General features: G+C 60.2%; 13 protein-coding genes. 6 read left to right on the top strand and 7 right to left on the bottom strand.

Translation table 11 applies throughout. From position 1 onward, the window contains the following. The first annotated feature begins 7 nt into the window (after nucleotides 1-7). On the top strand, nucleotides 8-673 hold the full coding sequence (locus HBO23_RS06010; RefSeq protein WP_017139391.1) for a polysaccharide lyase family 7 protein: 666 nt from the start codon (nucleotides 8-10) through the stop codon (nucleotides 671-673). Between the two features lie 43 nt (nucleotides 674-716). Here the strand turns inward: HBO23_RS06010 and HBO23_RS06005 are convergent, their stop codons facing one another. Beyond that, nucleotides 717-1,118 carry a hypothetical protein gene (locus tag HBO23_RS06005; protein ID WP_099550439.1) on the bottom strand — a complete coding sequence of 134 codons (402 nt, stop codon included), beginning with the start codon at nucleotides 1,116-1,118 and terminating at the stop codon, nucleotides 717-719. Nucleotides 1,119-1,770: 652 nt separating this feature from the next. Here HBO23_RS06005 and HBO23_RS06000 point away from each other — a divergent pair. Continuing rightward, nucleotides 1,771-2,058: a hypothetical protein gene (locus tag HBO23_RS06000; protein WP_017139393.1), complete on the top strand. Its 288-nt coding sequence runs from the start codon at nucleotides 1,771-1,773 to the stop codon at nucleotides 2,056-2,058. 60 nt (nucleotides 2,059-2,118) lie between these two features. Here HBO23_RS06000 and fba read toward each other — a convergent pair whose 3' ends face one another. The 6 genes from fba to tkt form a co-directional block, all read right to left on the bottom strand. Continuing rightward, complete coding sequence (fba, locus tag HBO23_RS05995; protein WP_003177554.1) at nucleotides 2,119-3,183, bottom strand: class II fructose-bisphosphate aldolase; 1,065 nt, start codon at nucleotides 3,181-3,183, stop codon at nucleotides 2,119-2,121. A 292-nt stretch (nucleotides 3,184-3,475) separates the two neighbouring features. Beyond that, nucleotides 3,476-3,811, bottom strand: a complete 336-nt coding sequence (locus HBO23_RS05990; RefSeq protein ID WP_099550365.1) for an MliC family protein — start codon at nucleotides 3,809-3,811, stop codon at nucleotides 3,476-3,478. Nucleotides 3,812-3,873: 62 nt separating this feature from the next. Continuing rightward, nucleotides 3,874-4,101 (bottom strand): hypothetical protein, encoded by a 228-nt coding sequence (locus tag HBO23_RS05985; protein ID WP_099550364.1) that lies wholly within the window; start codon nucleotides 4,099-4,101, stop codon nucleotides 3,874-3,876. 29 nt (nucleotides 4,102-4,130) lie between these two features. Beyond that, nucleotides 4,131-5,294 (bottom strand): phosphoglycerate kinase, encoded by a 1,164-nt coding sequence (locus HBO23_RS05980; protein ID WP_099550363.1) that lies wholly within the window; start codon nucleotides 5,292-5,294, stop codon nucleotides 4,131-4,133. Nucleotides 5,295-5,311: 17 nt separating this feature from the next. Next, complete coding sequence (gene epd, locus HBO23_RS05975) at nucleotides 5,312-6,367, bottom strand: erythrose-4-phosphate dehydrogenase (protein WP_017139397.1); 1,056 nt, start codon at nucleotides 6,365-6,367, stop codon at nucleotides 5,312-5,314. 138 nt (nucleotides 6,368-6,505) lie between these two features. Continuing rightward, nucleotides 6,506-8,503, bottom strand: a complete 1,998-nt coding sequence (tkt, locus tag HBO23_RS05970) for a transketolase (protein ID WP_017139398.1) — start codon at nucleotides 8,501-8,503, stop codon at nucleotides 6,506-6,508. A 259-nt stretch (nucleotides 8,504-8,762) separates the two neighbouring features. On the opposite strand from tkt, the gene HBO23_RS05965 reads away from it, so the two are divergent. From HBO23_RS05965 to ligB, 4 genes are all read left to right on the top strand, one after another. After that, complete coding sequence (locus tag HBO23_RS05965) at nucleotides 8,763-9,758, top strand: metalloregulator ArsR/SmtB family transcription factor (RefSeq protein ID WP_017139399.1); 996 nt, start codon at nucleotides 8,763-8,765, stop codon at nucleotides 9,756-9,758. A gap of 19 nt (nucleotides 9,759-9,777) precedes the next feature. Continuing rightward, entirely contained in the window at nucleotides 9,778-10,968 is a 1,191-nt protein-coding gene (gene metK, locus HBO23_RS05960; RefSeq protein WP_099550362.1) for a methionine adenosyltransferase, read from the top strand. Between the two features lie 213 nt (nucleotides 10,969-11,181). Continuing rightward, nucleotides 11,182-11,529 (top strand): hypothetical protein, encoded by a 348-nt coding sequence (locus HBO23_RS05955; RefSeq protein WP_170036845.1) that lies wholly within the window; start codon nucleotides 11,182-11,184, stop codon nucleotides 11,527-11,529. Nucleotides 11,530-11,624: 95 nt separating this feature from the next. Next, on the top strand, nucleotides 11,625-13,289 hold the full coding sequence (ligB, locus tag HBO23_RS05950) for an NAD-dependent DNA ligase LigB (RefSeq protein ID WP_170036843.1): 1,665 nt from the start codon (nucleotides 11,625-11,627) through the stop codon (nucleotides 13,287-13,289). Nucleotides 13,290-13,297: the final 8 nt, after the last annotated feature.

Here is a 13,297-nt window from a genome sequence, read left to right as displayed (position 1 = left end):
CAACACCATGATCGACCTTTCCACCTGGAACCTCAGCATCCCGGTCGGCTCCCCGCCCACGACCATCGACACCCCCAAGCTGCTGAGCGGCTTCAAGGACCAGTACTTCCAGGCCGAAGGCAGCAACGTGCAATTCTGGACACCCGTGACCGGCACCCGCACCGAAAACGCCATCTACCCACGCAGCGAGTTACGCGAAACCTACGCCGATGGGCGCCTGCGCAACTGGACTTACAACGAAGCCAACAACTTCCTGCGCGCCACCGTGGCCGTCAACCAGGTGCCCTCCAGCGGCAAAGTGGTCATCGGCCAGATCCACGCGTATGACAGCCAGAAACCGCTGATCAAACTGGAGTATCAATTCAAGGAAAAAACCCAGACCGGCAACATCGTCGCCAAGGTGCGCATGCGCCCGGATGATGGTGAGGGGCGCGTGGTCACCGTCGCCTCCAATGTGCCACTCAACAAGAGCTTTACCTACGTGATCAACCTCAATAAAGCCGGGCTGCTCAATGTGTATGCCGCAGATGGCGAATGGAACGAGCGCATAGGCGCCGCGTGGGGTGCGAAACCGCTGTACTTCAAGGCAGGGGTGTATGTGCAGGACAACAGCGGCGACAGCAAGGAAGGCGCACGGGTGACGTTTGCCAAGTTGGATATTGATCACGAGTAGAGCGTGAAAGAAGCCCCGTTAGTAACGGGGCCTCTTAGTGGGTTTAATCAACGCACATCAGCATAAAGCCCATTGAAGAATCGCCGGCGGGTTTGTTATCGCCAACCATGAGTGTCAATACATTAATGTAATTGATCGCCGGCAGCCCACCCAACTTGGCGTGACCATAGAAGATACGTTCATTAGAGTACACATCCGTCACCGACACCGTACAGAAGCTCGGCACCTCTTTAAAAACACCGGGCACGAATCTAACTTTATACTCTGAAAAGTAGTCAGGTTGCGCAGTCAATTTTACTTCTTTAATCCACGTGGGCGATTGCGCATAGACCGTTCCCTTATCGTCAACAGACGCTGTATATACCCTGCCTTTCCCATAGACCGACGCAGCAGAGCCCACTGCCATCAATGCAATGAAAATGCCAGCAGCTTTAATAAAGTTCATTATCACTTCTCTCTCATCGAATACATTTCAAAGCCCAACCTTAAATGATTCGAAGGCGATAAAAGCGCACTTTCAATGGTGTACAAATAAAACAGAAAAACCATCAAGACACTGTGCGTTCTACTGACCGGCTTTAGGATGCTTCCGATCGCAAACAACTGTTGAGTCGCCACTATTCGTAGGCAAACTCCGACAGGCACAAAGACTATTCTCAGATTAATCCAACCACTTAAACTCATCACCTGACTCTGTGGGAGCCGGGCTTGCCCGCGATGGCGGTGTATCAGCCACCATCAGCAGTTCCTGACACACCGCCATCGCGGGCAAGCCCGGCTCCCACATTGGATCTCCATCGGTTCGGGGATCGAGGTTGGTCCTACACGACCGTTGCGGGCGGACAGATCGCCGCTTATAGTTCGCCCCGTCGCTGAGAACAGCGATAGGGTTTCGCAGCCCTACCGAGTTAATACTGCACCCGTCACAAACGGCCCCGGCGCTCCGCCGACGGCCGTCCTTGTTATGGCGGCTGTGCGTGGGAGACCTTCGGGTCTGCCGGGTCTTAACTCCTCGGTCTGCGAACCCGCGTACAGCTGCCACCTAATTTGTTTCGCAGCAAACGGTGGTCATTCTTCTTTTGAGTTAAGGATTCACCATGACCGACCCATTACCGCCCCGCCGCTTCTACCCCTGCACCGAATCCGCCACCGATTCACCGGTGCTCTTGATCGACAGCGCCGCCCCACTGCCCGACCTCCACGCCTGCCTGCGCGAACGCCTCAACGCCGCCCTCGAACACCTCAACCTGATGGCCTGCTCCAGCCTCCCGGACTTCGCCGAGCGCGACCTGAATAACGTGGCCAATACCGCACGTATTCTGGTGCAGGACGTGAGCGACGTGTTCCGCGTCATTGAGCACCGAGGTTTCGATACCGCTGCCTGATCAAATCCCGGCCACAAAAAAGCCCGCATCGCTGCGGGCTTCTTTTTAAACGCTTAAGGCTCAGTTCACCTTGGCGTTCAACTCACCTTTCAGGTAACGCTGGTACATCGCTTCCAACGAGATCGGCTTGATCTTCGAAGCATTACCGGCAGTACCAAACGCTTCGTAGCGAGCGATACACACATCACGCATCGCGGTCACGGTAGCGCCGAAGAATTTACGCGGGTCAAATTCGCTCGGGTTGGTAGCCATCAGGCGACGCATTGCGCCGGTGGACGCCAGGCGCAGGTCGGTGTCGATGTTGACCTTGCGCACGCCGTACTTGATGCCTTCGACGATTTCTTCAACCGGCACGCCGTAGGTTTCTTTGATGTCGCCGCCGTACTGGTTGATGATCGCCAACCATTCTTGCGGGACCGAGGAAGAGCCGTGCATCACCAGGTGGGTGTTCGGAATGCGTTTGTGGATTTCCTTGATGCGGTCGATAGCCAACACGTCACCGGTAGGTGGCTTGGTGAACTTGTAGGCGCCGTGGCTGGTGCCGATGGCGATGGCCAGGGCGTCCACTTGGGTCTTTTTCACGAAGTCAGCGGCTTCTTCCGGGTCGGTCAGCATCTGGCTGTGATCCAGCACGCCTTCGGCGCCGATGCCGTCTTCTTCGCCGGCCATACCGGTTTCCAGGGAACCCAGGCAGCCCAGCTCGCCTTCAACCGAAACCCCACAGGCGTGAGCCATGGCCACGGTTTGCTGGGTTACGCGCACGTTGTACTCGTAGTCGGTTGGGGTCTTGCCGTCTTCGCCCAGGGAGCCGTCCATCATTACCGAGCTGAAACCCAGTTGGATGGAGCGCTGGCACACGTCAGGGCTGGTGCCGTGGTCCTGGTGCATGCACACCGGGATGTGCGGGAATTCTTCGATAGCGGCGAGGATCAGGTGACGCAGGAACGGGGCGCCGGCGTATTTGCGCGCACCGGCCGAAGCCTGGACGATCACGGGGGAGTCGGTCTTGTCAGCGGCTTCCATGATGGCGCGCATCTGCTCAAGGTTGTTGACGTTAAAGGCTGGGACGCCGTAGCCGAACTCGGCTGCGTGGTCCAGCATTTGACGCATGCTGATAAGTGCCATTGTGTTGTCTCTCCCGGTCGAGGGTCGTTAATCGTGCAAGCCTGCCGTAGCGGCGGCTGCTATTCAAGTTATTGCAGATCAAGGGGTTAAGCTTGAGCTGCTGAATCGTTATTGCAGTGTCCGGTTCGCACATAAGTGACTTTGGAACCGGATCAATGTGGGAGCTGGCTTGATGTGGCGAGGGAGCTTGCTCCCGCTGGGCTGCGCAGCGGCCCCAAGTTTTCAGGAGCGCTTCGCACTCCAGCGGGAGCAAGCTCCCTCGCCACACAATCTGCTCTCCCATTCGATCTTCTTACTGGGCCTTACAGCCACGCCCAATCAAATCATCGGTGGCGACCCAGTAAACCAGGCCTTCCTCACCTTTTGTGTGAAACGCCAGCTGGCCGTCGCTGTACAGCACGCCCGAGGCGGCAACCTCTTGTTTAAGGCGATAAACCTGGTCCGAACCACCGAGGCGTACATCCACTTCGGAACGGGCCGCATTGGTAAAGCGCCAGTTGACCTCGGCCTTGCTGTCGCAGGTCCAGGTGGTCCATTTGTCTGCCGGTTCTGCGGCCTTGTTGAACATGTTCATGCTGCTGCAACCGGCCAACAAGGCCAGGGCTGCGAGGGCGAAAACGCCTTTCATTGCCACTCCTCGAACGACGACCCCAAGGGCCGCCACTGCTGTCGGTTAGTTGATCAGACCCGTCATGGGCAACCCTGTTCCTGACCGTTGGGCGCGGCGTCGTATTGTTCCAGCCGTTCATTGCCGATGCGCTTGTTGATCACCGGCATGGTTTCGGCCTGCCAGTCGGCCTGGTAGCAGCTTTTTTTCGGCGCAGCCCCAGGCGCTTGCGCCTCGGGCACAGCGCTTGGCGTGCTGCCGCAGCCGGCCAACAGGCCCGCTGCGATCACCAGTGCCAACGACTTGATCATGGGAATGCTCCTTTTCCGGATCACGAGCCTTAACCTTTGGCTCGGGTTTCCAGCACTTCAACGGCCGGCAACACTTTGCCTTCGACGAATTCGAGGAATGCGCCGCCACCGGTAGAAATGTAGGAGATCTGGTCAGCAACGCCATATTTATCGATGGCGGCCAGGGTGTCACCGCCGCCGGCGATGGAGAATGCCGAGCTTTCGGCAATCGCCTTGGCCAGCACTTTGGTGCCGTTGCCGAACTGGTCGAACTCAAACACGCCAACCGGGCCGTTCCACAGAATGGTCTGGGAGGCTTTCAGCAGTTGCGCAAAGTTAGCCGCCGTTTGCGGGCCGATATCCAGGATCATGTCGTCAGCCGCCACGTCAGCAATCAGCTTGACGGTGGCTTCGGCGCTTTCAGCGAATTCCTTGGCAACCACCACGTCCACCGGCAGCGGCACGCTGACTTTGGCGGCGATGGCGCGGGCAGTGTCGAGCAGGTCTGGCTCGTACAGCGACTTGCCCACCGGGTGCCCGGCTGCGGCCAGGAAGGTGTTGGCGATGCCGCCGCCGACGATCAGCTGGTTGCAGATCTGGCTGAGGCTGTTGAGCACGTCCAGCTTGGTCGACACTTTGGAGCCGGCCACGATGGCAGCCATCGGTTGTGCCGGAGCACCCAGCGCCTTGCCCAATGCATCCAGCTCAGCAGCCAGCAATGGGCCAGCCGCGGCAACTTTAGCGAACTTGGCCACGCCGTGGGTCGAGCCTTCGGCGCGGTGCGCGGTGCCGAAAGCGTCCATCACAAACACGTCGCACAGGGCCGCGTATTGCTGGGCCAGTTCGTCGCTGTTCTTTTTCTCGCCTTTGTTAAAGCGCACGTTTTCGAACAGCACGATATCGCCAGGCGCAACAGAAACGCCGCCCAGGTAGTCGGCTACCAGCGGCACGTCGCGGCCCAGGGCCTTGCTCAGGTAGTCGGCTACAGGCTTGAGGCTGTTTTCGGCGCTGAACTCACCTTCGGTCGGGCGACCCAGGTGGGAGCAGACCATCACGGCCGCGCCTTTTTCCAGGGCCAGCTTGATGGTCGGCAGCGAGGCCAGGATTCGCGCATCGCTGGTGACAACACCGTCCTTGACTGGGACGTTGAGGTCTTCGCGAATCAGTACGCGCTTACCTTGCAGATCGAGGTCGGTCATCTTCAACACGGTCATGGGTCGCAGTTCCTGAATTACTGTTGAGGTTGTTTAGAAGCGATGTGCAGATAGTGCTCTGCCACATCCAGCATGCGGTTGGCAAAACCCCATTCGTTGTCGAACCACGCCAGGATGTTCACCAGCCTGGGGCCGGAAACACGGGTCTGGCTGGCATCCACAATCGCCGAATGCGGGTCATGGTTGAAATCACAACTGGCGTGCGGCAACTCGGTGTAGGCCAGCAGGCCTTTGAGCGGGCCGCTGGTGGCGGCGTCGCGCAAGATCCGGTTGACCTCCGTCGCGTCAGTGTCGCTGACGGTTTGCATGGTGATGTCCAGACAGGACACATTCACCGTCGGCACCCGTACGGCTTTGGCCTGGATTCGCCCGGCAAGTTCCGGCAACAGTCGCTCGATGCCACGGGCCAGGCCGGTAGACACCGGAATCACCGACTGGAACGCCGAGCGCGTGCGGCGCAGGTCTTCATGATGATAGGCGTCGATCACCGGCTGGTCGTTCATCGCCGAGTGAATCGTGGTGATCGACACATAATCGATACCGATCGCCTGATCCAGCAGGCGCAACAGCGGCACGCTGCAGTTGGTGGTGCAGGAGGCGTTGGACACCAGCAGTTCATCGCCGGTCAGGCAATCCTGGTTGATACCGTAGACGATGGTGGCGTCCACATCCGCCTCGCTGGCCATCGGCTGGGAAAACAGCACACGCGGTGCGCCGGCGTCGAGAAAACGCTGGCCATCGGCACGGGTGTGATAGACACCGGAACATTCCAGCACCAGGTCAACGCCCAGTGCTTTCCAGTCGATGCCTTCGGGGGTGGCACTGCGCAAGACCTTCACGCAGGTGCCATTAATATGCAGACAATCGCCCTCGACCCGCACTTCGCCGGGGAAGCGGCCGTGGGTGGAGTCAAAGCGTGTCAGGTATTCGATGCTGGCCATGTCAGCCAAATCGTTGATCGCCACAATTTCAAACCCGGCCGCCGCCCCTCGCTCGAACAGAGCACGCAAGACGCAACGACCAATGCGGCCGTAGCCGTTGAGTGCAACTTTGTAGGGACGCGGTTGAGGCATGGGGTTCTCGATCAAGGTGAGTTCGGTGCTGAATGTTCTGACGCCATCGCGGGCAAGCCCGCTCCCACATTAGACCGTGATCCAAATGTGGGAGCGGGCTTGCCCGCGATGGCGCCAGTACAGACAACGCAGACTGACTTAGTCTTCCAGCAGCTCTTCAGCCTGACCCAGGATGTTTTCCAAGGTGAAACCGAATTCTTCGAACAACGCTGGCGCCGGCGCCGACTCACCGTAGGTGGTCATGCCGATCACGCGGCCTTCCAGGCCCACGTACTTGTACCAGTAGTCGGCGTGCGCCGCTTCGATGGCGATACGCGCGCTGACCTGCAACGGCAATACCGATTGCTTGTAGTCGGCATCCTGGGCTTCAAACAGGCTGGTGCACGGCATGGACACCACGCGAACGTTGCGGCCCTGCTCGGTCAGCTTGTCGTAGGCTTGAACAGTCAGGCCGACTTCGGAACCGGTGGAGATCAGGATCAACTCCGGCTCGCCGATGCAGTCTTTGAGCACATAACCGCCACGGCTAATGTTGGCGATCTGCGCGTCGGTACGCACTTGGTGTTGCAGGTTCTGACGCGAGAAGATCAGCGCCGAAGGGCCGTCCTTACGCTCGATCGCGTGCTTCCAGGCCACCGCGGATTCCACCGCGTCGGCTGGGCGCCAGCAATCCAGGTTCGGCGTGGTACGCAGGCTGGTCAGTTGCTCGACCGGCTGGTGCGTCGGGCCGTCTTCGCCCAGGCCGATGGAGTCGTGGGTGTACACATGGATCACCCGCTTCTTCATCAGCGCGGCCATACGTACCGCATTACGCGCGTATTCCATGAACATCAGGAAGGTCGCGCCGTAAGGCACCAGGCCGCCGTGCAGGGACACGCCGTTCATGATGGCGCTCATGCCGAACTCGCGCACACCGTAGTACATGTAGTTGCCGCTGGCGTCTTCGGCCGAGACACCTTTGCAACCTTTCCACAGGGTCAGGTTGGAACCGGCCAGGTCAGCCGAACCGCCGAGGATCTCAGGCAGCAATGGGCCAAAGGCGTTCAGGGTGTTCTGGCTGGCTTTACGGCTGGCAATGGTCTCGCCCTTGGCCGCGACTTCGGCGATGTAGGCCGAGGCTTTTTCCGAGAAGTCGGCAGGCAGGTCACCGGCCAGGCGGCGCACCAGCTCGTTGGCCAATTCCGGGAATTCGGCGGAGTAGGCAGCAAAACGCTGGTCCCACTCGGCTTCGGCGGCCAGGCCTTTTTCCTTGGCGCTCCACTCGGCGTAGATGTCAGCCGGGATTTCGAACGGGCCATGGTTCCACTTCAGCGCTTCACGAGCCAAGGCGATTTCCGCGTCACCCAGTGGGGCGCCGTGGCAGTCTTCTTTACCTTGCTTGTTCGGCGAGCCGAAACCGATGATGGTCTTGCAGCAGATCAGGGTCGGCTGCTCGCTCTTGCGCGCGGTGTCGATGGCGGTCTTGATCTCTTCCGGATCGTGACCGTCAACGTTGCGGATCACCTGCCAGTTGTAGGCTTCGAAACGCTTTGGCGTGTCGTCGGTGAACCAGCCTTCGACTTCGCCGTCGATGGAGATGCCGTTGTCATCGTAGAAGGCAATCAGCTTGCCCAGGCCCAGGGTGCCGGCCAGGGACGCGACTTCGTGGGAAATACCTTCCATCATGCAGCCATCACCCAGGAACACGTAGGTGTGGTGGTCGACAATGTTGTGGCCAGGGCGGTTGAACTGCGCGCCCAATACTTTTTCCGCCAGCGCAAAACCCACGGCGTTGGCCAGGCCCTGGCCCAGCGGGCCAGTGGTGGTCTCGACGCCTGGGGTGTAGCCGAATTCCGGGTGGCCCGGGGTGCGGCTGTGCAGCTGGCGGAAGCTCTTGAGGTCATCGATGGTGACGTCGTAGCCGGTCAGGTGCAGCAGCGAGTAGATCAGCATCGAGCCGTGGCCGTTGGACAGCACGAACCGGTCACGGTCAGCGAACGACGGGTTGCTCGGGTTGTGCTTCAGGTAGTCACGCCAAAGTACCTCGGCGATATCCGCCATGCCCATCGGGGCACCGGGATGGCCGCTGTTGGCTTTTTGCACGGCATCCATGCTGAGGGCACGAATGGCGTTGGCACGCTCACGACGGCTGGGCATCGCTGATCTCCTGGAGTTTGAGTAGAAGAAACGGAAAAAAGGACCGGCATTTTCCCTCAGCCACCGCCTGCGGGCAATGACAGATAGTCACTTGTAGGTGTTTTTCCTGCGGTTTACCCGGCATTGGCTTGCAGAAACAGCCCACCGGTTCGTCTAAAGGTTATAGCGGCTGCTTATAACTACCGATTATCGACCAATATCAAAACTTTTTGATATTGGCCTTGCGGGGATTTCCACCCGTCACTAGACTGCTGGCCTTATGAACCTACCCGTGCCCTCCCTGCGTCCCGACGACGGCGATGAGCTGGCTGCCTTATGCAAGGCCGCTGGTGATCCGTTGCGCCTGAACGTGTTGCGCGCACTGGCCAACGACTCTTTTGGGGTGCTGGAGCTGGCGCAGATCTTCGCCATCGGCCAATCCGGCATGAGCCACCACCTCAAGGTGCTGGCCCAGGCCGAGCTGGTGGCTACGCGCCGCGAAGGCAATGCGATTTTCTATCGCCGCGCCCTGCCCCACACCGAGCTGCTCGGCGGCAAGCTGCACGCTGCCCTGCTCGAAGAGGTAGACAGTTTGGGCCTGCCCAGCGACGTGCAGTCGCGCATCAGCCAGGTCCACGGGCAACGCGCCGCCGCCAGCCAGGACTTTTTCTCACGGGTAGCCGAGAAGTTTCGCGCCCAGCAGGACTTGATCGCCGGTTTGCCCCAATACCGCGAAAGCGTACTGGCGCTGTTGGACAAGCTGAGCTTCAGTGATGAGGCGACGGCGTTGGAAGTTGGCCCCGGCGACGGTGGCTTCCTGCCGGAACTGGCACGTCGCTTCAAGCAGGTGACCGCGCTCGACAACAGCCCGGCGATGCTTGAACTGGCGCGCCAGCTGTGCGAGCGCGAAGCGCTGGGCAACGTCAGCCTGCAGTTGGCCGACGCGTTGAATGACACCAGCCTGCTGGCCGATTGCGTGGTGCTGAACATGGTCTTGCACCATTTTGCGGCCCCCGCCGAAGCCCTCAAGCAGATGGCGAATTTGCTGCAACCGGGCGGCAGCCTGCTGGTCACAGATTTATGCAGCCACAACCAGAATTGGGCCAAGGAGGCCTGCGGTGATCTCTGGTTGGGTTTTGAACAGGACGATCTGGCCCGTTGGGCCACCGCTGCGGGACTCGTTCCCGGGGAAAGCCTCTATGTAGGTTTACGTAATGGTTTCCAGATCCAGGTCCGCCACTTTCAGCGACCGACTGGCGACACTCACCATCGGTAAATATCAGGAAAACATCGAGATGAGCGAATACTCCCTTTTCACCTCCGAGTCCGTGTCTGAAGGGCATCCGGACAAAATCGCCGACCAGATTTCTGACGCGGTGCTGGACGCCATCATTGCTGAAGACAAGTTCGCCCGCGTGGCGTGCGAGACTCTGGTGAAAACGGGCGTGGCGATCATCGCCGGTGAAGTCACCACCACGGCCTGGGTCGACCTGGAGCAGATCGTTCGTGACGTGATCACCGACATTGGCTACAACAGCTCCGACGTCGGCTTCGACGGCGCGACCTGCGGCGTGATGAACATCATCGGCAAGCAGTCCCCCGACATCAACCAGGGTGTGGACCGCGCCAAGCCTGAAGATCAGGGCGCCGGCGACCAGGGCCTGATGTTCGGCTACGCCAGCAACGAAACCGACGTGCTGATGCCGGCACCGATCACCTTCTCGCACCAGCTGGTACAGCGCCAGGCGCAAGCACGTAAATCCGGCGTGCTGCCATGGCTGCGCCCGGACGCCAAGTCCCAGGTCACCTGCCGTTACGAAGGCGGCAAAGTGGTGGGCATCGACGCCGTTGTACTGTCGACCCAACACAACCCGGACGTGTCCTACGCCGACCTGCGTGAAGGCGTGATGGAGCTGATCGTCAAGCACGTGCTGCCTGCCGAACTGCTGACCAAAGACACCCAGTTCCACATCAACCCGACCGGCCAGTTCATCATCGGCGGCCCAGTGGGCGACTGCGGCCTGACCGGTCGCAAGATCATCGTCGACAGCTACGGCGGCATGGCCCGTCATGGCGGTGGTGCGTTCTCGGGTAAAGACCCATCCAAGGTTGACCGCTCGGCGGCCTACGCCGGTCGTTACGTGGCCAAGAACATCGTCGCGGCCGGCCTGGCCGAGCGTTGCGAAATCCAGGTTTCCTACGCGATCGGTGTGGCCCAGCCTACGTCGATCTCGCTGAACACCTTCGGCACCGGCAAGATCAGCGATGACAAGATCGTCAAGCTGGTGCGTGAGATCTTCGACCTGCGCCCTTACGCAATCACCACCATGCTCGACCTGCTGCACCCGATGTACCAGGACACTGCAGCCTATGGCCACTTCGGCCGTACCCCTGCGCAGAAGACTGTCGGCGACGACACCTTCACCACCTTCACCTGGGAAAAAACCGACCGCGCCAACGACCTGCGCACTGCCGCCGGCCTGTAAGCACGCGTTGCACCAAAAGCCCCGCCGGGTTCGCCCGGCGGGGCTTTTTATTGTCTGCGCGATGACTTTCGTATTTTTTGGATCCAATGCTTGCAGGCCAAATAATGGCCCTCTAGAATCCGCGCCCTCTCGGGCCTCTCACCTTATTTGGATATTGCCTTGCGCCAGCCCGGGATAGACCAGCGCGCAAGCAATCGAACATTGAGGTTTTTCATGCGCATTTCCACGCTCGCTCCTGCCGCCCCGCTGTTCTGCCTGTTCGCCCTGCCGGCCCATGCCGCCGACCTGAGTGCATTGGGTGGCGCCTTGAGCACTCAGCTAGGCGGCAAAACCGGCGACTGTCAGCAGCAAGCCAAAGACCTGCAAGCCAAGATCGATGCGGCGCAAGCCAAGAACGACCTGCTGAGCGTCCAGGCGTTTAAAGCGGCTCAGGAGCAGCTCAACAAAGGTTGTAACAAACTGGCAGAATCCCAGGCCAAGGTCGATGCCAAGCAACAAACACAGGAAGCCAAGATGGAAAAGAACGATGCCGTGAAGGCGTTGGGCGGCCTGTTCAAGTAACTGGTAACACCCGGTAAAAAGCCCCGCACTGCCGGGGCTTTTTTGTGGCTGCCTGGATCACTTAGGCTGAGCGTCCCTTCCGAGCAAGGATGCTCATGATGCATTTACTGATTGCCCTTCTACTCAGCGCCCTGGCGTTTCCAGCCTGGGCCGAAGACTGCCCCGAAGAGGCACGCTCACAGGTCGGCACCCTGGCTGAACAGCTCAAGCTCTGGGATGACAGTTACCACCGGCTCGGTCAGTCCCCGGTCAGCGACGAGCTGTACGACCAGGCCCGACAGCGCCTGGCGCGGTGGCAGGCCTGTTTTGCGCAAACGCAGTCGACGGCTGATAACCCGCTGGCAGGTGCACGCGGTACGCAGCCTCATCCAGTCGCTCATACCGGCCTGGAAAAGCTGGTGGATGAAGGGGCCGTGGGTGAGTGGCTCAAGACACGCCAGGACGTCTGGATCCAGCCCAAGGTCGACGGCGTTGCGGTGACGCTGGTGTATCGCAAAGGTCGCCTGAGCCAGCTCATCAGCCGTGGCGACGGCCTGCTCGGTCAGGACTGGACAGCCGCCGCGCGCAAGATCCAGGGCATTGTCCAGCAACTGCCAGAGCCCATCGACCTGGTGCTGCAAGGCGAACTCTATTGGCGTCTTGACGATCATGTGCAGTCCGAACACGGCGGGCTCAGTGCCCGCAGCAAAGTGGCGGGGCTGATGAATCGCCGACAGTTAAGCGATGCCGAGACCTCCAGGATCGGGCTATTCGTCTGGGCCTGGCCCGACGGCCCGACAGACTTCAGCACGCGCCTGGCCACCCTGGCGCGCTGGGGGTTCACCGATAGCCGCCGCTACAGCCATCCCGTGCAAAACCTCACTGAAGCCGCGCATTGGCGCAGGTACTGGTACAACCATCCGCTGCCCTTTGCCAGCGATGGCGTGGTGCTGCACCAGGCCCGGCACGCACCTGCCAAGCGCTGGCAGGTCAGCGCGCCGTATTGGGCGGTCGCCTGGAAATACCCGATAACCAGGGCTTTGGCGCTGGTACGCAAGGTGCAGTTCAAGATCGGCCGCACGGGGCGTATCACGCCCATTCTGGAACTGGAGTCGGTGCGACTGGACGACCGGCAAATCCGCCGCGTCAGCGTCGGCTCCTTGAAACACTGGCATGCACTGGATATCCGCCCCGGCGATCAGGTCTCCATCAGCCTTGCCGGCCAAGTGATTCCTCGGTTGGAGCAAGTGATCCTGCGCAACGAGACCAGGGTGGCGGTGCAAGTACCGGATGCGCGCAACTTCCACGCCTTGAGTTGTTGGCAACTTGACCCTGGCTGCGAAGAGCAATTGCTCGCGCGCCTGACCTGGCTGAGCAGCAACCAGGGACTGGCCCTGCCTTATATGGGCCGCGAGACCTGGAACGCATTGATCCAGGCCGGTCTAATCGCAGGCATTCTCGATTGGTTAACCCTGGATGCGGCAGAGCTTGCTAACATTGACGGCTTCGGTGATCGCCGCCGTGCCCGGGTGCTCGACAGCCTGCAAAGCGCGCGGCAACGGCCCTTTGCACAATGGCTAAAAGCCCTGGGCGTACCGCCTTCGGCGCGCAACGATCTGGAGGGTGGCTGGCAGGCCCTGGCAGCCAAAGACACGCAAGCCTGGCTGGCCACCGACGGCATTGGCCCGGGCCGCGCGGCGCAATTGAGCGCTTTTTTTCGCGACCCGCAAGTACAAGCGTTAGCTGAAACATTACGCGTGGCTGGAATTGACGGGTTTTAAGCCCAACC

It is taken from the genome of Pseudomonas sp. WS 5532 (assembly GCF_012985445.1).
Taxonomy (GTDB): Bacteria; Pseudomonadota; Gammaproteobacteria; order Pseudomonadales; family Pseudomonadaceae; genus Aquipseudomonas; species Aquipseudomonas edaphica.
The sequence above is the reverse complement of the archived record's forward strand: the minus strand, read 5'-3'. Positions and strand labels throughout refer to the sequence as shown.